Source organism: Bauldia sp., assembly GCF_020442045.1.
GTDB lineage: Bacteria > Pseudomonadota > Alphaproteobacteria > Rhizobiales > Kaistiaceae > Bauldia.
Map to the genome: position 1 here is coordinate 1 of NZ_JAGRLA010000104.1, position 20,251 is coordinate 20,251.

Consider the following 20,251-nt stretch of genomic DNA (forward strand, 5'->3'; position numbering starts at 1 on the left):
CGGCGACTGGGACCTCGCCGCCCGGCTGGCCGCGGCGCTCGATGCGATCCTCGGGCCGCTCCGCGACGCCCTCGCGGCGCCGCAGCCGGTCGCCTCGGCCGGTATTGCCAGGAGCCTCCACGACGCGCTTGCCGCGGCGGTGACCGACCATGCCGGCGACGACGGCGGCTTCTGGTCCCGCCCTGGCGGCGAGGCGCTGGCCCGGCTCCTCGCCGGGCTGACCGAAGGCCCCGACCTTTCGCTCCGGCCGATGGAATTCCCGCCCCTCCTCGCCACCCTGATGGGCGACGTCTCGGTGAGCCGGCCGCCCGGCGCCGATCCCCGCATCCATATCTGGGGAACGCTGGAGGCGCGGCTGCAATCGGCCGACCTCCTGATCCTCGGCGGACTCGACGAAGGCGTCTGGCCGGCCGAGACCCGGACCGATCCCTGGCTCTCCCGTTCGATGCGGGCCGAGATCGGCCTGCCGCCGCCGGAGCGGCGGATCGGCCTCGCCGCCCATGATTTCCTCCAGGGCTTCGCCGCGCCGCGGGTGATCGTCACCCGGGCCGAAAAACGCGGCGGCACGCCGACCGTCGCCTCGCGCTGGCTCCAGCGCCTCGAAGCGCTGGTCGGCGAGGCGGCGAGCGAGCGGATCGAAAAGCGCGGCAGGCTCTATGTCGACCTGGCGCGGGACATCGACCGCTGGGGCGGGCACCCGGCGCCGATCGGCCGGCCGGATCCGAAGCCGGCGGTCGACATCCGGCCGCGCCGGCTGTCGGTCACCGAGATCGAGCATCTGGTCCGCGACCCCTACACGATCTACGCCAAGCATGTGCTGCGGCTCGAACCCCTCGACCCGCTCGGCCAGGCGCCGGACTATGCGCTGCGCGGTTCGCTGATCCACGAGGCCCTCGGCGATTTCTCGAAAGACTGGAGCGGCGCCTATGACGAGCGCGCGCGGCGGCATCTCCTGGCGCTTGGCGAAGCGGCGCTGGATGAGATCGCGGCCTTCCCCGACATCCACGCGGTCTGGAAGATTCGCTTCGCCGAGATCGCCCGCTGGCTGGTCGGCTGGGAAGCGGCACGCGATCCGGATATCGCCGAGCGCCATGCCGAGATCCCGGGCGAGATGGAGATCGCCGCCCCGGCGGGCATCTTCACCCTGCGCGGTCGCGCCGACCGCATCGACCTGCGCAGGGACGGGCGTGTCGAGGTGCTCGACTTCAAGACCGGCACGCCGCCCTCGGCACGGCAGGTGCTGGTCGGCTTCGCGCCGCAGCTCGCGCTCGAGGCGGCGATGGTCCGGGCCGGCGCCTTCCTCGCCGGCCTCGAGGGACGCGCGATCGCCGGTATCGGCTGGATCGCCCTCGGTCAGGTCTCGCGCGGCAACCCGATCCGTTCCGCGGTCGAGGACGGCTACGACCCGGACGAGGTCGCCGCCGAGGCGCATCTTCGCCTCAACGCGCTGGTCGCCGCCTATGACGACCCGGAGCGCGGCTATGTCAGCCGCGCCCGGCCGATGTTCCAGCTCCGCTACGAGAGTCCCTACGACCATCTCGCCCGGGTCCGCGAATGGGCACTGGTCGAGAGCGAGGAGGATATCGATTGGCTGCCGCCGCGAAAGCCTTGACGCCCAACGTGGTGACGCGGCCTGCCCTGTCGATCGGGCCGTTCCGCCTCCCCCTTTGTAGGGGAGGCCGGATTTCCCCGATTTGCGCCAAGAGGCGAGGACGGCCGCAGGCCGGACAGGGAGACCGTCAGAGCAAATCGGTCCTGGAAATCCGGGAGAGGGGTGTCCGGGCGAGGCGCCGGAAGGGGACCGGATCGATGCCGGACGAACCGGGGATGCCGCCATGAAGAAGGCGCTCGCCATCGACGACACGACCAGGAAGGCGCAGGCGGATGCCTCCAACCCGCGCGCCTCGGCCTGGGTGTCGGCCAATGCCGGCGCCGGCAAGACCTTCGTCCTGTCGCAGCGGGTGATCCGGCTGCTGCTCAACGGCGCCGACCCGGCCCGCATCCTCTGCCTGACCTTCACCCGCGCCGCGGCGGCGGAGATGGCCAAGCGGGTCTTCGACCGGCTCAGCGCATGGACGACGCTGCCGGACAGCAAGCTCAAGGAGGAGATCAGGAAGGTCGAGGGACGGGCGCCGGACGCGGCGACGCTCGCCACCGCCCGCCGGCTTTTCGCCCGCGCGCTGGAGACGCCCGGCGGCCTCAAGATCCAGACCATCCACGCCTTCTGCGAACGCCTCCTCCACCAGTTCCCCTTCGAGGCGAATGTCGCCGGCCATTTCGAGGTGCTGGACGAGCGCGACCAGGTCGCGCTGGGCGATACGGCGCGGCGGACGGTCCTGGAAAGGGCGGCGCGGGCGCCGGAGAGCGCGCTCGGGCGGGCGCTGGCCACCGTGCTCGCGGCGGCCAGCGACTTCGCCCAGGAGCTCGCGGTCAAGGAATTCGTCGACAGCCGCGACAAGGTCCGGGCATGGATCGTCCGCGCCGGCTCGCTCGACGCGGCGCTTGCCGGGCTCAGGGCCGAGCTCGGCCTTGGCCGGGACGAGACCGCGGCGGGCCTGCGCGCCGCGCTGCTCGACGACTGCCCGCTGGCGCCGCGGATGGCGGAGCTGGTCGCGGCGCTGGAAGAAGGCGGCAAGAATGACGGCAAGGCGGCGGTACGGCTGCGGCCGATCCTCGACGCCGAGACCGACGCCGCGCGCGCGGATGCCTATCTCGACTTCTGGCTGACCGGCGACGGCAAGCTCAGGGCGACCTCCACCCTGGTCAGCAAGGGTGTGAAGAACGCCTTGCCCGGCCTCGCCGGGTTCCTCGACGCGGAGAGCGAACGGCTGGCGGACCTGCTCGACCGGATCACCGCCGCCGAGTGCTGCGAATCCTCGGCGGCCATGCTTCGCATCGCCGACGCGGCGATCCAGGAATATGACCGCGTCAAGGTCGCCCGCGGCGTCCTCGATTTCGACGACCTGGTCAGCAGGACCGCCGCCCTCCTGTCCCGCGCTGATGCCGCGAGCTGGGTCCACTACAAGCTCGATCGCGGCCTCGACCACATTCTCGTCGACGAGGCGCAGGACACCAGCCCGCGCCAGTGGCAGGTGATCCGGTCGCTGGTCGAGGAATTCTTCGCCGGCGATGGCGCGAGCGACCGCGACCGGACCCTCTTCGCGGTCGGTGACGAGAAGCAGTCGATCTATTCCTTCCAGGGCGCGGTCCCGGCCTGGTTCTCGCGGATGCGGGCTGAATTCGGCGACAGGGCGCGCGCGGCCGGCTTCGCCTGGACCGATCCCGAGCTCCACCTCTCCTTCCGCTCGACCGAGGCGGTGCTCACCGCCGTCGACGCGGTCTTCGCCCGCGAGGAGGCCTTTGACGGCCTCTCCGGCGATCCCGGACCGACCGTCCATGCCGCCGCGCGGCTCAACGCGCCGGGACAGGTCGTCTTCTGGCCGATGATCGAGCCGCCGGAAAAGCCGGAGCCGGCGGACTGGACCAGCCCGGTCGACCATCTCGGCGACGAGAGCCCCGAGGTCCGCCTCGCCAATCGCATCGCCGGGACGATCGAGGGCTGGCTCAACCGCGAGGAACGGCTCGAGGCGACCGGCGACCCGATCCGGCCGGGCGGTATCCTGATCCTGACCCGCACCCGTGGCGCCCAGACCGACGCCATCAACCGCGCCCTGAAGACGAAGCGGATTCCGATCGCCGGCGCCGACCGGATCACCCTGACCGAGCATATCGCGGTCATGGACCTGATGGCGCTTGGCCGCGTGATGCTGCTGCCGGAGGACGACCTGTCGCTCGCGGCCCTGCTCAAGGGCCCGCTCGTCGGCCTCGATGAGGACCAGCTCTTCCGGATCGCCCATGGCCGCGGGAACCGGAGCCTGTGGCTCGCGCTCCGCGCCGCTGCCGAGGAGGACGGTGGCGCCATTGCCGGTGCCCTTGCCCTGATCGAAGGCTGGCGGGCGCGCGCCGACATTCGCGATCCACACGCCTTCTACGGCGAGGTCCTCGCCGATCCCGATCACGGCCGGCGGCAGTTCCTGCGCCGGCTCGGTCCCGAGGCCGAGGACGTGCTCGACGAATTCCTCGCCCAGGCGCTCGCCTATGAGCAGGCGCATGTCCCGTCGCTGCAGGGCTTCCTCGCCTGGCTCGACGCCGCCGAGATCCAGGTCCGGCGCGACACCGACACGATCCGCAACGAGGTCCGGGTGATGACGGTCCATGGCGCCAAGGGGCTCGAGGCCGACATCGTCTTCCTGGTCGATATCGGCTCGAAGCCGGTCCATCCGAACCACGACCCGCGGGTCGTGGCGCTGGAGGATGACAGCGACGGCGAGGGCCACCCGCTGGTCTGGATGCGGAGCTACAAGGTGATGCCGGAGCGGGTCAGGGCGCGGGTCAAGGAAATCCGTGCCGAGGCCGAGGAGGAGTATCGCCGCCTGCTCTATGTCGCGATGACCCGGGCCCGCGACCGCCTCTATATCTGCGGCACCCTGAAGCCGAGGGCGACCGACCCCGCCGGCGGCTGGCACGCGCTGATGACGACGGCGCTCGAGGCCGAGAGCGTGCGGGTCGAGCCCGAGGGCGAAGACGCCGCCTTCGAATGGCGGCCGCCGGCCGAGCGGGTTATCCCCGCCAAGGGCAAGCAGGAGGCGATGGCCTTCGCTCCGCCGAAACCGGCCTGGCTGACGCGAGACGCGCCGCCCGCGCCCCGTCCCATACGCCGGATCACCCCGTCCACGGCTGTCGCGGAAGCGTCCGAGGCCCTCCCGCGGCGTTCCAGAGGGCGATCCAGTGCCGGTGGCGACGGCATGGATGCCGCCGAACGCGGCCGGCTGATCCACCGCCTCCTGCAGTCCCTTCCCGAGGCCGAACCCGCCGATCGGCGGGCGATCGGAACGCGTTTCCTCGACGCCGTCCTACCCGAATGGGAGCCGAAGGAGAGAACCGCCCTCCTCGATCAAGTGCTTGCAATCCTTGAGCTTCCCGACTTCGCCCCGGTCTTCGCGCCGGGCAGCCGGGCCGAGGTCGAGATCGCCGGCAAGCTCGGCGATGCGTTTCTGTCCGGCCGCATCGACCGTCTCGCGGTCGGCGACGATTCGGTGCTGATCGTCGATTACAAGACCGGCCAGCCACCGGCCGGGAGTGAGGCCATCCCACACGATTACGTGATCCAGCTTGCTCTCTATGCCGTTGTTCTGAAACGGCTTTATCCCAACAAGCGGCTGGTCGCCGCGATTCTTTGGACCGAAGTGCCGTCCCTCGTGGAAATTCCTGCCCCGCTTCTCGACGCCGCCGGAAAAGCCGCCGTTGAGACGGCCGCATGATCCAAGTTCGGTGCGACAGGTTGGCCGCCGCGCGTCTCCTTGACGCTACGCCGGGCGCTACCTACCTTCGGTTTAACGCGTTGTCTCCCGAATCCTCCAGAAACCGAGGTATTTCATGGCTCCCGTCGCAGTGACCGATTCGAATTTCGACTCGGATGTGCTTGGTTCGTCCGAACCGGTGGTGGTTGATTTCTGGGCCGAGTGGTGCGGCCCCTGCCGCTTCATCGCCCCTGCGCTCGAGGAAATCGCCACCGAGATGGGCGGCAAGGTCAAGATCGCCAAGCTCAACGTCGACGAGAATCCGAACATCATGATGCGCTACGGCGTCCGGTCGATTCCGACGCTGATCCTGTTCAAGGACGGCGAGCCGACCGCGATGCAGGTCGGCGCGGTTCCGAAGCAGAAGCTTTCGGACTGGATCCAGCAGTCGATCTGATTCGCCGCCGTTCCGCGACACGAAAAGGCCGCGCCTTGAAGGCGCGGCCTTTTTCGTTGCGCGGGATGCCCTTCTATCGCAAAGGCGTCCCGTTCTCGGCCAGCGTGGCGCCGGCGAGATACAGCGAACCGCATATCAGGATACGGGGCGGCGCCTCGCCGGTCACTTCATCCCGGATACGATCGAGCGCATCGGCGACGCTGTCCGACGGCTCGGTGGACAGGCCGACATCGCCGGCAATGGCCGCGAGCTCGACCGGATCGCGCGCGGCCGGCGAGGACGGCACCGGCACGGTATAGACCCTGCGGGCAAGGCCGGCGAACGGCCGGAAGAAGCCGAGCGGGTCCTTGGTGTTGAGCATGCCGGTGATCAGGTAGAGCGGCCGCGAGACGCGTTCCTCGAGGTCGGCCATCGCTTCCGCCACGACGATGCCGGCGCCCGGATTGTGGCCGCCATCGAGCCAGATCTCGGCTTCGTCGGGCGCCCGGGCGACGAGGCTGCCCGTGGTCAGGCGCTGCAGGCGCGCCGGCCATTCGACGTCGGCGAGGCCCGCCTCGATCGCCTGGGCGGATACGCCGAGCCCCGATTTCCTCAACGTCGCGATCGCCGTACCGGCATTGGTATATTGGTGCCGGCCGATCAGGCGCGGCGCCGGCAGGTCAAGCAGGCCGTCCTCGTCCTGGTAGACAAGACGGCCATGTTCGGGCGTCGCCACCCAGTCCTGGTTGGCGACGAAGAGCGGCGCCCGCCTGCGCGCCGCCTCGGCCTCGATGACGGCCATGGCTTCCGCGGGCTGAGGCGCGATGATCCCGGGCCGGCCGGGCTTGAGGATTCCCGCCTTTTCGCCGGCGATCCCGTCGATCGTCTCGCCGAGGAATTTCTCGTGGTCGACCGAAATCGGCGTGATCACCGAGGCAAGCGGCCGCTCGATGATATTGGTCGCATCCAGCCGTCCGCCGAGGCCGACCTCGAGCAGCACGACATCCGCCGGGTTGCGCGCGAAGAGCAGGATGGCGGCCGCCGTGGTGATCTCGAACTGGGTGATCGGCCGCTCGCCGTTGGCCTGTTCCACCTCGATCAGGGTATCGGCAAGCTCGTCCTCGTCGACGAAACGCCCGCCATCCGGCTCGGCGATCCGGATGCGCTCGTGGAACCTCACCAGATGCGGCGACGTGTAGACGTGGACGCCACGACCGGACGCTTCCAGCATGGCGCGCAGGAAAGCCGTGGTCGATCCCTTGCCGTTGGTTCCGGCGATCTGGACGACCGGCGGCAGGCGCCTGTCGGGGCTGCCGAGGTCGACCATCAGCCGCTCGATGCGATCGAGCGCCAGATCGATCTCGCGCGGATGCAGCCGGAGCAGCCGCTCCAATATGGCGTGCGAACGTTCCATGGCGTGGGGTCGCTAGGCGGTCTGGTCTTCCGGTTCGACAACGTCCGGAAGGTCGGAGGATGCCTCCTCGTCCACCGGCTCGAGTATCTCTGGCTCCGGTTCGGGTTCCGGCATCGGCGCCGCGCCGAGGACCCGGCACAGCCGGGCAATGGTCTCGCGCAGCTGATGGCGGTGGACGACCAGATCGACCATGCCATGCTCGCGCAGATATTCCGAGCGCTGGAAGCCCTCCGGCAGCTTCTCTCGGATGGTCTGCTCGATGACACGCGGGCCTGCAAAGCCGATCAGCGCGCCCGGCTCGGCGATGTGGATATCGCCCAGCATCGCGTAGGAAGCGGTGACGCCGCCGGTGGTCGGGTTGGTCAGGACGACGATGTAGGGAAGCTTCTCCTCGCGGAAGGCCTCGACCGCGACCGTGGTCCGCGGCAGCTGCATCAGGGCGAGGACGCCTTCCTGCATCCGCGCGCCGCCGGAGGCGGCGAAGAGAACGAAGGGCCGGCGGCGCTCCTTGGCCGTGAGCAGGGCCGTGACCACCGCCTCGCCGGCGGCCATGCCGAGCGAACCGCCCATGAAACTGAAATCCTGGACCGCGGCGACGACCGGAACCGACTCGACGTTGCCCGCGCCGACCATGACCGCGTCGGTCAGGCTGGTCTTGGCCCGGGCATCCTTGAGACGGTCGGTATATCGCCGCTCGTCGCGGAATTTCAGCGGATCGAGTGGCACGTCGGGCGTCGGGATGGTTTCCCAGCTCGAATCGTCGAAGAAGTGCTCGAAGCGCTGACGGCCGGTCATCCGCATGTGGTAGCCGGAGCCCGGAACGACGAAATGGTTGGCCTCCAGATCGCGATGGAAGACCATCTCCCCGGTCTCGGGGCACTTGATCCAGAGGTTTTCCGGCACCTCCCGCTTGGCAAGGAGATTGCGGATCTTGGGGCGGACGACGTTGCTGATCCAGCTCACTTTGGTGCCTGTTCCCTATTCTGCCGCTTCGGCCCGCGCCGCACGCACCCCGGCGGCGAGTTCGGCAACCAGCGCGCTCACCGCCGGAACCGTCTGCTCGGTCGCGCGGCCATCCGCGTCGAGCGAGTCGCGCACGGCATTGACCAGCGCCGAGCCGACGACCACGCCGTCGGCGGTCCGGCCGATCGCCGCCGCCTGTTCGGCGGTCCTGACGCCGAATCCGACGGCTACCGGCAATATGGTGTGCCGTTTGATCCTTGTCACCGCCTCGGCGACTTTTGTCGTATCCGGGGCCGCCGAGCCGGTCACGCCGAGGATCGAGACGTAGTAGACGAAACCCGAGGTATTGGCGAGCACCGCCGGCAGGCGCCTGTCATCGGTGGTCGGCGCCGCGAGGCGGATGAAGTTGATCCCGCGCGACATCGCCGGGATACAGAGCTCGTCGTCCGCCTCGGGCGGCAGGTCGACGATGATCAGGCCGTCGACCCCGGCTTCCCTGGCATCGTCGAGGAAGCTCTCGTTCCCCCAGGAATAGATCGGGTTGTAATAGCCCATCAGGATGATCGGCGTCTCGTCATCCTCCTCGCGGAAGGCGCGGACCATGGCCAGCGTCTTCTTCAGCGTCTGGCCGGCTCGCAGCGCGCGTTGGCCGGAAAGCTGGATCGACGGCCCGTCCGCCATCGGGTCGGAAAAGGGCATGCCGAGCTCGATCAGGTCGGCACCCGCCGCGGGCAGCGCCTTGACGATCGCCAGCGAGGTCTCGGTGTCGGGGTCGCCGGACATCAGGAAGGTCACCAGCGCCGGCCGGCCCTCGGCCCTGGTGGCGGCGAAACGGCGGTCGATGCGTGAGCTCATATATCCATCCCCAGCGCGGAGGCGACGGTGAAGACATCCTTGTCGCCGCGGCCGCAGAGATTCATCAGGATGATCTGGTCCTTGTCCATCTGCGGGGCGAGCTTGATGACATGGGCGAGCGCATGCGCCGGCTCGAGCGCCGGGATGATCCCTTCCAGCCGGGTCAGCATCTGGAAGGCGTCCAGCGCCTCCCTGTCGGTCGCCGGCACATAGGTGACGCGGCCGGTATCGCGCAGCCAGGAATGCTCCGGCCCGACGCCCGGATAGTCGAGGCCGGCGGAGATCGAATGGCCTTCCAGGATCTGGCCGTCGTCGTCCTGGAGCAGGTAGGTACGGTTGCCGTGGAGAACGCCCGGACGCCCGCCGGTCATCGATGCGGCGTGGCCGTTCTCGACATCGAGGCCATGGCCGCCGGCCTCGATCCCGTAGATCGCTACATCCTTGTCGTCGAGGAAAGGATGGAACAGGCCGATGGCGTTGGAGCCGCCGCCGATACAGGCGACGATAGCGTCGGGAAGCCTGCCCTCGGTGTCGAGCATCTGCTCCCGCGCCTCCGCGCCGATCACCGACTGGAAGTCGCGGACCATCTCCGGGTAGGGGTGCGGGCCCGCGGCCGTGCCGATCAGGTAATAGGTGTCCTCGACATTGGTCACCCAGTCGCGGAGCGCCTCGTTCATCGCGTCCTTGAGCGTCCCGGCGCCGGCGGTCACCGGCACGATCTCGGCGCCGAGGAGGCGCATCCGGAAGACGTTGGGCTTCTGCCGCTCGACGTCTGTGGCGCCCATGTAGACGACGCAGGGCAGGCCGAAACGCGCGGCGACGGTCGCGGTCGCGACGCCATGCTGGCCGGCGCCGGTCTCGGCGATGATCCGCGTCTTGCCCATCCGCCGGGCGAGCAGGATCTGGCCGAGGCAGTTGTTGATCTTGTGGCTGCCGGTGTGGTTGAGCTCGTCGCGCTTGAAATAGACCCTGGCGCCGCCGAGTTCCTCGGTCAGCCGCTCGGCGAAATAAAGCGGGCTCGGCCGTCCGGCATAGTGGGTGTTGAGCGAATCGAGCTCGGCGCGATAGGCGGGATCGGCCTTGGCGGCCTCGTAGGCGGCCTCGAGCTCGAGGATCAAGGGCATCAGGGTCTCGGCGACGAAACGGCCGCCATAGAGCCCGAAGAAGCCGCGGTCGTCGGGACCGCCGCGCATGGTGTTGGGCAGGGCAGTCATGACGCTTTCCTCGTTGCGGTGGCCGTGTTGCCGGTGCCCCGCGCCGCGGCGATGAAGGCGCGAATTTTCTCAGGATCCTTGCGGCCGGGTGCATTCTCGACCCCGGAGGACACGTCGACGCCGGGCGCCCCGGTGATCCTCAGCGCTTCGGCGACATTCCCGGCATCGAGTCCGCCGGAGAGCAGCCAGTCGACCCGGGGCCGGATATCCTTCAACAGGGTCCAGTCGAACGGCTCGCCGTTGCCGCCGGGCCGGTCGCTGCCGGCCGGCGCCTTGGCGTCGAGCAGGATGCGGTCCGAAACCCCGGCAAAGTCGTCGATCGCCGGCAGGTCGTCGCGGCCGCGGATTCCGAGCGCCTTGATCACCTTCTGCGGGAATTGCCCGCGGATCGCGGCAACCCGGTCGACGGGCTCGGTGCCGTGGAGCTGCAGCCAGTCCGGGCGCACGCGCTCGACGAGCGCCGACAGCTCGGCATCGTCGAGGTTGACCGTCAGCCCGACGATCGCCGCCCGGCCGCGGGCATGGTCGGCCAGCCCGGCCGCGTCTTCCATCGTCACGAAACGCGGGCTGCGGCCGAAAAAGACCAGGCCGATCATGTCGGCACCGGCGTCGATCGCGGCGTCCACGGTCTCGCGGCTCGACAGGCCGCAAATCTTGACGATCAGGCTCATGGGCGAGGATTTGGCACGAAAGCCGGCCAGAGTCCAATTGACATGAAGGGGCCGGAACGGTCAGCCTTGGAAGCCCTCCATATCCCGCCAAACCACGATCGAGAAGGACAAGAAAACCATGGAAACCCGGGCCCTCGGCACCTCGGACCTGCGCCTCTCGCTGATCGGCCTCGGCTGCAACAATTTCGGCGGCCGGATCGATCTCGAGGCCACCCGCAAGGTGGTCGACAAGGCGCTGGAGCTCGGCGTCACCCATCTCGATACCGCCGACATCTACGGCGGCGGCGGCACATCGGAGAGCTTCCTCGGCGAATGCCTGGAGGGGCGGCGCGACAAGGCCCTGCTCGCCACCAAGATCGGCAAGCCGATGGGCGACGGCGCGCCGACGAATCGCGGCTCCCGAGCCTATGTCACCGAGGCGCTGGACGCCTGCCTCAAACGGCTCCGCACCGACCGGATCGACCTCCTCTACATGCACGAGCCCGACCCCGGCACGCCGTTCGAGGAGACGCTCAGGGCGCTCCAGGACGCGGTCCGGGCCGGCAAGGTCCGCTACCTCGCGGGATCCAACTACACGGCCGGCGAGGTGACCGACGCGGTCGACACGGCGAAGCGGATCGGTGTCACCGGCTTCGTCGCCACCCAGGACGAATACAGCCTGCTCGCACGAGGCATCGAAGACGCGCTGCTGCCGGTGCTGGAGACCCACCAACTGTCGCTCGTCCCCTATTTCCCGCTTGCCGGCGGTGCGCTGACCGGCAAGTACCGGCGCGGCAAGCCGATGCCGGAAGGCGCCCGGCTGACCGGAAACGAGCGCGGAGCCAATCGCTTCTTCGGCCCCGCCAATCAGGACAAGATCGAAAAGCTCACGGCCTTCGCCGAGGCGCGCGGCCATACCCTGCTGGACCTTGCCCTCAACTGGCTGGCGCAGCGTCCGCAGGTCGTCTCGATCATCACCGGAGCGACCAAGCCGGAACAGCTCGAATCCAACGTCGCCGCGCTCGGCTGGAAGCTGACGGCGGAGGAAATGGACGAGGTCGACCGGCTGACGGGACGCTGACAAGGAGGCCCAGCGATGGCGAACTACCCGATGGAGGGCGGCTGCCGCTGCGGCAAGGTCCGGCTGAGGATCAACGTGCCACCGATCCTCACCATGGCCTGCCACTGCCGGGGCTGCCAACGCATGACGTCGAGCGCGTTTTCGCTCAGCGCCGCCATTCCCACCGAGGGCTTCGCCGTCACCGCCGGCGAGCCGGTGATCGGCGGCCTGCATGGCGCGGCGCGCCACTACTTCTGCGGCCATTGCATGAGCTGGATGTTCACCCGTCCCGATGGCATCGACTTCTTCGTCAACCTCCGGCCGACGATGCTCGCCGATCCCGGCATCTTCAGCCCGTTCATCGAGACGTGGACCAGCGAGAAACTGCCGTGGGCGAAGACCCCGGCGGTGCACAGCTTCGAGGCTTTGCCGACGATGGAGGCCTACGAGGGACTGGCGAAGGAATACATGGAGCGCCGCGACAGCCTCGGAATCATGTAGATCACGGGGCGGCCGCGTCAGGCGGCGTTGCGGTCGTCCTCGGTCAGCGGCATCGGGGTCCTTCCGGGCTCGGCTCCGATCGCGTGCAGACGGAGTCCCTCCCGGTTCAGCCAGGCGCGGGCCTGCTTGGTTTCCGGGCAGACCGATTCGACCAGATGCCAGAAACGGGGGCCGTGGTTCATCTCGTGGAGATGCGCCACCTCGTGGGCCGCTAGGTAGTCGAGGACGAAGGGCGGCGCCATGACCAGCCGCCAGGAGAAGGACAGGACGCCGCTGCTCGAACACGAGCCCCATCGGCTGGTCTGGTCACGAAGCCGGATCGCCTTGACCCTGACGCCGAGCATCATCGCGTGACGCATGACGGCGCGGTCGAGATCGCGGCGCGCTTCCTTCCTGAGGAAATCGATCACCCGGCGACGAAGATGCTCCGCCTCACCCGAGACCAGCAGCAGCGGCCCCTCCTCGGCAGCCGCCACGCTTACCGCGCCACGCCGACCGGGCGTATGGCGGATGCGATGCGCGACGTCGCGGAACGGGATCGTCGCCCCGTCGACGATCGGCCGGGCCTTGGGAAGCCGGCCCATCTGGTTGATCAGCCAGCCGGCGTTGCGGTCGAGAAAGGCGCGCGCCTCGGCCAGCGAACCGCGGACCGGCATGGTGAGGACCGGAGAACCGGCCGGACTGCCGACCCGCAGCGTGTAGTTGCGGGCGCGGGGATGCCGGCGCAACGAAATCGCGACGACCCCGCGATCCGTCGCGAGGTCAAAATGCGTCGTCGATCTGCTCGGCAGCTTTCGTTCGAAAAAGGCCATGGCCAGTCAGCGCCCGCGGATTGCGAATCAATCGGCTCGAAGCATTCTGCGCGATTTGGGCGAAAGCCGGAATCCTTGACAAGGGCCAGGCGAAACCGCCGGCCCCCCGAATCAAAACGGCGGGGCCGAAACCCCGCCGCGGCAGCATCTTCTCGTCGGTCTCCGGCTAGAGATCGATCGTCTTCTCGTCGTCGCCATTCTTCCGCGCGGTATCGCGATCGCGCATGAAACGGTCGAACTCCTCCTGGTCGCGGGCGCGACGGAGGTTCTGCATGAACGTCTCGAACTCGCGACGTTCCTCCTCCAGCCTGCGACGCTCTTCCTCGAGACGCTTCATCTCGCGGGCACGATACTCGTCGAAGGCCGCGTTGCCGGTCCGCGCGTAGCCGCGACTGCGGCCGCCGCACCCCCGGAACTCGTGCGCGAAGTCGCGCTTCATTCCTTCGAAATGCCGCCTCACCTCGGGCATGCGATCGCCCCAGATGATGTAGGCAAGCATCGCCAGGCCGAGCGGCCAGAAGACGACGAAGCCGAGAACCATCAGGAAGATGGTAAGCGGCGTCCAAGCCGGACGCAGGGCATATGAGTTGACCATCATTCTCCCCTGTTGCTGACAGGTTGAGACGTGGTGATGGCAAAAAGTCGTTTCAAGAAAAATCGGACGGACGCGGATTGCGACCGCCTCGCGGCGTCCGCGCAAGTTATTGTTTGTCCAAGGCTTTCGCTTGCGCCACCCATTTCTCCCGGGCGATCCGCCCGGGGAAGGCGAGCCTCGCCTCCAGCTTCCTGACGTCGCCGGCCTTGAACGCCGCGATCTGGGCGAAGGTCGTGATCCCCTCGCCGTTGAGGAGCTTCTCGATCTTCGGGCCGATGCCGGAGATGTCCTGCAGCCTGTCGGCGGCGCGGATGGCGGGCCTGGCTGCCGGCTTCGCCGCCGCGGGCGCGGACATCGTCCTGGCCGAACCGCTGCCGTTGCGGTAGGCGGTCCGATGCGTGGAGATGAAATCGCTGATCCGCGGTGCGATCTCGGAACGGAAGCGCGAGCCGTTGAACACGCCGTAGTGGCCGACGCCCGGCTGCATGTAATGCGCCCGCCGGTCCTCGGGGAGGCCGGTGCACAGGTCGTGCGCCGCCCGGGTCTGGCCGACGCCCGAGATGTCGTCCTTCTCGCCCTCGACCGTGAACAGCGCCACGGAGTGGATGGTCGACGGCCGGACCGGTTCGCCGCGATGCTCCATCGTACCCCTTGGCAGGGCGTGCTTGATGAAGACGGTATCGACCGTCTGCAGGTAGAATTCGGCGGTCAGATCCATCACCGCCAGATACTCGTCATAGAAATCGCGATGCTTCTCCGCCGAGTCGCCGTCACCGTCGACAAGGTGGCGGAAGAAATCGCGATGCGCCTCGACATGGCGATCGAGATTCATGCTGAGGAAGCCGGAGATCTGGAGGAAGCCCGGATAGACGTTGCGCATGAAGCCCGGATGCGGGAACGGCACCTGCATGATGACGTTGCGGCGGAACCAGTCGAGGTCGTGGTTATGCGCAAGCGTGTTGACCGCCGTCGGGTTGATGCGGGTGTCGATCGGCCCGCCCATCAGCGTCATCGTCGCCGGCAGATACCGGTCGTCCCGGCCCTCCATCACCGCGACCGCGGCAAGCACCGGCACCGACGGCTGGCAGACGGCCATGATATGTGCGTCGGGGCCGAGGTAGTGGAGCATCGAGATCAGGTAGTCGACATAGTCGTCGAGATCGAAGGCGCCGTCGGCGAGCGGGACCATGCGGGCGTCGATCCAGTCGGTGATATAGACGTCATGGTCCGGCAGCATGGTCTCGACGGTTCCGCGCAGCAGCGTCGCATAGTGGCCGGACATCGGCGCGACGATCAGCAGCTTGGGCTGGGCGCCGCCGTTCTGGCCGGCGCGCTTCGCGAAATGGATGAGGTTGCAGAAGGGCCGCTTCCAGACGACATGCTCCTGGACCGGCACCCGCTGCCCGCGAACCAGCGTCGAGGTGATGCCGAATTCGGGCTTGGCGTAGCGCCGGGTCGTCCGCTCGAACAGCTCGGCGCTGGCCGCGACGCTCCGCCCCCATGGCGTATGGGTCAGCGGATTGAGCGGGTTCTTGAAGTAGAGCCGGGTCGCATCGGCCGCCGCGCGCAGGGGGCTGAGGGCGGCATGGTTCATCTCGTAGAAGTGGTAATAAGGCAAAGCCATCGACCTATCCGCAAGCGTCTCGCTTTGCGGTCAATTATCTTTTTGCACTGCAAAATGATAAGACCTGGTCCGGTTTCGAGCAAGGAAAAGGTTCAACGGCCCCCAGCCGATGATATCGTGTGGCAATGACCGCCCTGCCCCTGACTGCCAGCGATCTGACCGGGCACAGCTTGCGGCTGGAAACGCTCGTACGGTTACGCTGGCTTGCGGTGGCCGGCCAGACGGCGGCGGTGTTCTTTGCCCACCTCGTCCTCGGCTTTCCATTGCCTTTGGCCCTGTGCCTGGGCCTGATCGGCCTTTCGGCGCTCCTCAATATCGGCCTGGGATTGCGCTATCCGGCGAGCCAGCGACTGAGGGGCGGCGCGGCATTCTGGCTGCTGGCCTATGACATCCTCCAGCTCGGCGGCCTGCTGCTGCTGACCGGCGGTCTCGACAATCCCTTCGCCATTCTGCTGCTCGTCCCGGTGATCGTCTCGGCAACCACCCTGGCGCCAAGGCCGACCATGCTGCTCGGCGCCATGGTGATCGCGACCGCGACATTGCTGGCGGTCTGGCACTGGCCCCTGCCATGGTATCCGGGCGAAACGCTGGCCCTTCCGCCGATCTTCTCGGCCGGCGTCTGGATCGCTCTCGTCTCGGCTTGCGCCTTTACCGGAATCTACGCCTTCCGGGTCACGGAGGAGGCGCGTCAGCTCGCACGGGCGCTCAACGAGACGGAGATGGTGCTGGCGCGTGAGCAGCATCTCAGCGCCCTCGACGGGCTCGCCGCGGCAGCGGCACACGAACTCGGCACGCCACTCGCCACGATCGCCCTGGTCGCCAAGGAGCTCGAGCGCGAGCTGCCCGCCGACAGCCCGCATGGCGAGGATATCAGCCTGCTCAAGAGCCAGGCCCAGCGTTGCCGCGACATCCTGACGAAGCTGACCTCGCTGTCGAGCGAACTCGACCACCCCCACACCCACCAGCCCCTCTCGCATCTCATCGAGGAACTGGTCGAGCCCTATCGCGATTGCGCCGTGGAGATCGCGGTCGCGCCATCCTCCGGCGCCGGCACCGAGCCGGTCGGACGCAGGAATCCGGCGATCATCCAGGGGCTTGCCAACCTGGTCGAGAACGCCATCGACTTCGCCAGCAAGCGGGTCGATATCGCGACGAAATGGACCCCGGACGACGTGACCGTGACAATCGCCGACGACGGGCCCGGGTTCGCACCCGGTATTCTGGAACGAATCGGTGAACCCTATGTGACGACGCGAGGCAGATCGGTGGACAACCGCACGGACGAAAGAGCCGGAGGGCTCGGGCTGGGACTGTTCATCGCCAAGACCATCCTCGAGCGCACCGGAGCGCGCCTGACAATGGCCAATCGCGAACGGCCCGAAAGAGGAGCAATCGTCCGGATTACCTGGCCCCGGGCTCTCTTCGACGCACCGGCCGGCGATCCGGCGCCGGCTAAATCGGCGCGATCGACTTGGCGAGCCGAAATCGAATCCCTATAACCCTTCAAGTCCTTGCGGTGCGACACTATTTCGCAAGGAAGGGAGGGATGGCCCCTGATGCCCGAACCCAAAGAGAATGGTGAAATGTCACTGCTGATTGTCGATGACGACAAACCCTTCCTGCAGCGCCTCGCACGCGCGATGGAATCCCGAGGCTACAGCGTCGACACTGCCGATAGCGTCGCCGATGGCCTGCGCAAGGCCGAATCCACCCCGCCGACCTATGCCGTCGTCGATATGCGTCTCGAGGACGGCAATGGTCTCGATGTCGTCGAGCTGATCCGGAAGCGCCGTCCCGATTCGCGCATCGTCGTGCTGACCGGATACGGCAATATCGCCACCGCGGTCACCGCGGTAAAGCTCGGTGCCTTCGACTATCTCGCCAAGCCGGCCGATGCCGACGACGTGCATTTCGCCCTGACCCGCGACCCTTCCGAGAAGGCCGCGCCCCCGGAAAACCCGATGTCGGCCGACCGGGTACGCTGGGAGCACATCCAGCGGGTCTATGAGCTCTGCGATCGGAATGTCTCGGAAACCGCGCGGCGCCTGAACATGCACCGCCGTACCCTTCAGCGGATCCTCGCCAAGCGCGCCCCGCGCTGACGCCCCACCGAAAGGTCAGAATGCCAGCCGTCCGGCCTCCGGGTCGACGAGCCCGTGCAGCCGGTATGCGGCGGCCTGGGCGAAACGGACGAGCATCGCCTTGCGCGTCGCCGCGGCGAGCCGGTGCTCCGGCGCCTCCCGCAGCATCTCGCCGCCATAGGCGTCGGCGAGGATCAGCCCGGTCCCCGCCGGAAAGATATCGAGCGGCACCGCCTCGTGGGTGGCGAAGAACAGCCGATCGCAGGAGAGCCGGTAATCCTCCCATTTGTGATCGGCGCGGAAATCCTCGACCGAGGACTTGATCTCGACGATCCACAGGTCGCCCGACGGCCCGAGCGCGACGACGTCGGCGCGGCGGCCGGTCGCCAGCGGCAGTTCGGCGATGACGGCGAAGCCTCGGGCCCGCAACAGCCGTCCGACGCCACGCTGGATGGCCGCGGCGCGTTCCGACTGGCGCCCGTCGACCGGCGCCTCGACTCGTTCAAGGTCGTTGAGCATGGAACAAAGGTGGCACAAACCGGCCGATGAAGGGAAGGCCGGAGTGCATCTGGGGATCGAATGCTAGTCGCGCTTGAAGCGCTTGTTGTGCTTGCGCCGGCCATAGCGCCAGCGATCGTGCAGCCACAGCCACTGGCCGGGCGTCTCGCGGATCCAGTCCTCGACCATGCCATGGACCATGACATTGGTGGCTTCCGCATCGACGCGGCCGCTCGCGTCCCGCGGCAAATCGAGCCGCGGTGTCATGGTCAGCCGGAAACGCCCGTCGGGAAGCCGGACCGAATAGGAGCCGTGGACCGGGCAATCGAACAGCCGCGCCATGACCCCGACGACCGGATTGCTCAGCGACTTCCGCCCGAAAAAGCGGATGACCTGCCCCTCGGCGATGCGCTGGTCCACCAGGATGCCAAGGTGATGGCCCTTAGCCAGAGCGCGCGCGATCCGCCGCGCGATGCCTTCGCCCGGAGCGATCAGGTCGCTGGCGAAGATGCTGCGCCGCTTCGCCAGTTCCTCGGCGATATAGGGGTTGGCCGGCGGCCGATACGGCGCCGTCACCGGCAGGCCGAGCCTGTCGCCGATCGCCGCGACGAGCTCCCAGTTGCCGATATGGGCGCCGAAAATGACGCCGGCCCTGCCGCTGTCGCGCAGGGCGTGGATGTGCTCGATGCCGACGACCTCGACCGGGCCATCCTCCATATGCTCCGGGTCGAAGGCGTCGATCATGTCCTTGAGGAAGGCATATTCGATCGACTGGCGGGCAAGATTGTCCCACACCTCGGCGAGGATCCCGGCCCGCTCGGCCTCGCTCTTCTCCGGGAAGGCGGCGGCGATGTTGGCGGCGCCGAGCTTGTTTTCCCTGACGAAGCGCCCGCCGAACCGCGTGACCCTCGCGGCGATGTTCGACGCCCGGACACGGCCGACCGCCTGTGCCCAGTCGAAAAGGAAGCGCATCATCCCGGCTGCGCGGCGCTGCAGGAAATCCGCCGATTTCGACGTCGGACGGGTTTCCTCCTTCGTCTTGCGCCTGGCTTGCTGACGGGCGGCGCGCCGCGCTTCCTTCTCCGCGAGCCGCGCCCGGCGCCTCGCCCTTCGCTCGCGACGCGCCCGGCGTTCCTCCCCGGTGAGGGGCGCCTTGTGCTTCGCAGTCGCGGGGTTCCTGTGCTTCCTGTTCGACCCGTCGCTCACAGCGTCACGATGATCTTGCCGAAGACCTGTCGCGATTCCATGCGGCTGAGGGCGGTGTCGATGCCGTCGAGGTCGATCATCGAATCGACCACCGGCCTGACCACACCCGCCGCGATCTTGTCCAGCGTCTCCCTGAGGTTGCGGACCGAACAGCCGAAGCTGCCGATCAGCCGGAGCTGCTGCTGGTAGAGCTGGAAGAGGTTGATCTCGCAGTTGATTCCGGTGGTCGATCCGCAGGTCACCAGCGTTCCGCCGCGCTTCAGGCAGAACATGCTCTTGGCGAAGGTGTCGACGCCGACATGCTCGAAGACGACATCGACGCCGCGCTTGCTGGTCAGCTTGCGGACGACGCTCTCGAACCGGTCCTCGCGATAGTTGATGACGTGGTCGGCGCCGAGCGCCCTGGCCTTCTCGATCTTGTCGTCGCTGCCGACCGTGGTGATCACCGTCGCGCCGACCGCCTTGGCAAGCTGGATCGCGGCCGTGCCGATGCCGCTGCCACCGGCCTGGATGAGGACGGTCTGGCCCTCCTTCAGTCCGGCATTGTCGAACAGCATATGCTGCGGCGTGCCTATGGTGACCGGGGCGCAGGAAGCGGCAATGACGTCGACGCCCTCGGGCGCGGGAATCGCCAGCCGGGAGGGCAGGTTGACCAGCTCGCGGGCGAGCCCGTCGATATGGAAGCCACGGATGCCCCCGACATTCTCGCAGAGATTCTCGCGCCCCTCGCGGCAGGCCTCGCAGGTGCCGCAGGTCTCCGCGCCGAAGATCGCCACGACCTGGCCGGGGGCGAGCCCTTCGACCCCTTCGCCGATCGCGGCGACGGTACCCGCCGCCTCGACTCCGACGACGATCGGCAGCTTGCGCCTGGCGAAGGCCATGCCGCGCCAGCCCCAGACGTCGATATGGTTGAGCGCCACCGCACCGATGCGGACCTGGACCTCGCCGGGTCCGGGCGGCGGCGGATCGGGGAGGTCGACGGCCGCGAGCTGGCGGCTGTCGAGGAGTTGGAGGGCACGCACGCGAACTCTCGACCGTTTGC

Annotated in this window: 18 protein-coding genes; 7 read left to right on the top strand and 11 right to left on the bottom strand. The window is 68.0% G+C overall.

Annotation, left to right across the window (positions count from 1 at the left end; genetic code table 11):
* The 3 genes from addB to trxA form a co-directional block, all read left to right on the top strand.
* Window positions 1-1,612: double-strand break repair protein AddB (addB, locus tag KDJ86_RS11530; RefSeq protein WP_291745706.1), on the top strand; the 1,612-nt coding region annotated here is incomplete at its 5' end.
* 223 nt (window positions 1,613-1,835) lie between these two features.
* Window positions 1,836-5,321: a double-strand break repair helicase AddA gene (addA, locus tag KDJ86_RS11535; RefSeq protein WP_291745708.1), complete on the top strand. Its 3,486-nt coding sequence runs from the start codon at window positions 1,836-1,838 to the stop codon at window positions 5,319-5,321.
* Between the two features lie 115 nt (window positions 5,322-5,436).
* A complete protein-coding gene (gene trxA, locus KDJ86_RS11540; protein WP_291745710.1) occupies window positions 5,437-5,757 on the top strand; it encodes a thioredoxin in 321 nt (106 codons plus the stop codon).
* Between the two features lie 73 nt (window positions 5,758-5,830).
* On the opposite strand, the gene KDJ86_RS11545 is transcribed toward trxA, so the two are convergent.
* From KDJ86_RS11545 to KDJ86_RS11565, 5 genes are read right to left on the bottom strand one after another with little or no spacing between them, the layout of a single operon-like run.
* The gene (locus KDJ86_RS11545; RefSeq protein WP_291745712.1) at window positions 5,831-7,150 is read right to left on the bottom strand and encodes a bifunctional folylpolyglutamate synthase/dihydrofolate synthase; all 1,320 of its coding nucleotides are present in this window, start codon (window positions 7,148-7,150) and stop codon (window positions 5,831-5,833) included.
* A gap of 12 nt (window positions 7,151-7,162) precedes the next feature.
* Entirely contained in the window at window positions 7,163-8,113 is a 951-nt protein-coding gene (gene accD / locus KDJ86_RS11550; RefSeq protein ID WP_291745715.1) for an acetyl-CoA carboxylase, carboxyltransferase subunit beta, read from the bottom strand.
* 15 nt (window positions 8,114-8,128) lie between these two features.
* Window positions 8,129-8,968, bottom strand: a complete 840-nt coding sequence (trpA, locus tag KDJ86_RS11555; protein WP_291745717.1) for a tryptophan synthase subunit alpha — start codon at window positions 8,966-8,968, stop codon at window positions 8,129-8,131.
* Window positions 8,965-10,182 carry a tryptophan synthase subunit beta gene (gene trpB, locus KDJ86_RS11560; protein WP_291745719.1) on the bottom strand — a complete coding sequence of 406 codons (1,218 nt, stop codon included), beginning with the start codon at window positions 10,180-10,182 and terminating at the stop codon, window positions 8,965-8,967. The genes trpA and trpB overlap by 4 nt, the downstream gene beginning before the upstream one ends.
* On the bottom strand, window positions 10,179-10,853 hold the full coding sequence (locus KDJ86_RS11565; RefSeq protein WP_291745721.1) for a phosphoribosylanthranilate isomerase: 675 nt from the start codon (window positions 10,851-10,853) through the stop codon (window positions 10,179-10,181). Before KDJ86_RS11565 ends, trpB begins: the two co-directional genes overlap by 4 nt.
* A gap of 118 nt (window positions 10,854-10,971) precedes the next feature.
* On the opposite strand from KDJ86_RS11565, the gene KDJ86_RS11570 reads away from it, so the two are divergent.
* Window positions 10,972-11,913, top strand: coding sequence for an aldo/keto reductase (locus KDJ86_RS11570; RefSeq protein WP_291745723.1), 942 nt, complete (start codon window positions 10,972-10,974; stop codon window positions 11,911-11,913).
* 15 nt (window positions 11,914-11,928) lie between these two features.
* Window positions 11,929-12,393, top strand: coding sequence for a GFA family protein (locus tag KDJ86_RS11575; RefSeq protein WP_291745725.1), 465 nt, complete (start codon window positions 11,929-11,931; stop codon window positions 12,391-12,393).
* A 17-nt stretch (window positions 12,394-12,410) separates the two neighbouring features.
* Here KDJ86_RS11575 and KDJ86_RS11580 read toward each other — a convergent pair whose 3' ends face one another.
* The 3 genes from KDJ86_RS11580 to phaZ form a co-directional block, all read right to left on the bottom strand.
* Entirely contained in the window at window positions 12,411-13,205 is a 795-nt protein-coding gene (locus KDJ86_RS11580) for a M48 family metallopeptidase (protein ID WP_291745726.1), read from the bottom strand.
* A 166-nt stretch (window positions 13,206-13,371) separates the two neighbouring features.
* Window positions 13,372-13,800, bottom strand: a complete 429-nt coding sequence (locus KDJ86_RS11585; RefSeq protein WP_291745728.1) for a DUF2852 domain-containing protein — start codon at window positions 13,798-13,800, stop codon at window positions 13,372-13,374.
* A 106-nt stretch (window positions 13,801-13,906) separates the two neighbouring features.
* Window positions 13,907-15,424: a polyhydroxyalkanoate depolymerase gene (phaZ, locus tag KDJ86_RS11590; protein ID WP_291745730.1), complete on the bottom strand. Its 1,518-nt coding sequence runs from the start codon at window positions 15,422-15,424 to the stop codon at window positions 13,907-13,909.
* A 125-nt stretch (window positions 15,425-15,549) separates the two neighbouring features.
* Here phaZ and KDJ86_RS11595 point away from each other — a divergent pair, with 125 nt between their 5' ends.
* Window positions 15,550-16,923, top strand: coding sequence for an ActS/PrrB/RegB family redox-sensitive histidine kinase (locus KDJ86_RS11595; protein WP_291745733.1), 1,374 nt, complete (start codon window positions 15,550-15,552; stop codon window positions 16,921-16,923).
* A gap of 57 nt (window positions 16,924-16,980) precedes the next feature.
* Window positions 16,981-17,526 carry an ActR/PrrA/RegA family redox response regulator transcription factor gene (locus KDJ86_RS11600; RefSeq protein WP_291745734.1) on the top strand — a complete coding sequence of 182 codons (546 nt, stop codon included), beginning with the start codon at window positions 16,981-16,983 and terminating at the stop codon, window positions 17,524-17,526.
* Window positions 17,527-17,541: 15 nt separating this feature from the next.
* Here the strand turns inward: KDJ86_RS11600 and KDJ86_RS11605 are convergent, their stop codons facing one another.
* The 3 genes from KDJ86_RS11605 to KDJ86_RS11615 all read right to left on the bottom strand — a co-directional run bounded on the left by KDJ86_RS11605 (window position 17,542) and on the right by KDJ86_RS11615 (window position 20,231).
* The gene (locus KDJ86_RS11605; RefSeq protein ID WP_291745735.1) at window positions 17,542-18,024 is read right to left on the bottom strand and encodes an MmcB family DNA repair protein; all 483 of its coding nucleotides are present in this window, start codon (window positions 18,022-18,024) and stop codon (window positions 17,542-17,544) included.
* A 63-nt stretch (window positions 18,025-18,087) separates the two neighbouring features.
* The gene (locus tag KDJ86_RS11610) at window positions 18,088-19,209 is read right to left on the bottom strand and encodes a lipid A biosynthesis lauroyl acyltransferase (protein ID WP_291745737.1); all 1,122 of its coding nucleotides are present in this window, start codon (window positions 19,207-19,209) and stop codon (window positions 18,088-18,090) included.
* Window positions 19,206-20,231: a zinc-binding dehydrogenase gene (locus KDJ86_RS11615; RefSeq protein ID WP_291745739.1), complete on the bottom strand. Its 1,026-nt coding sequence runs from the start codon at window positions 20,229-20,231 to the stop codon at window positions 19,206-19,208. The genes KDJ86_RS11610 and KDJ86_RS11615 overlap by 4 nt, the downstream gene beginning before the upstream one ends.
* Between the last annotated feature and the right edge of the window lie 20 nt (window positions 20,232-20,251).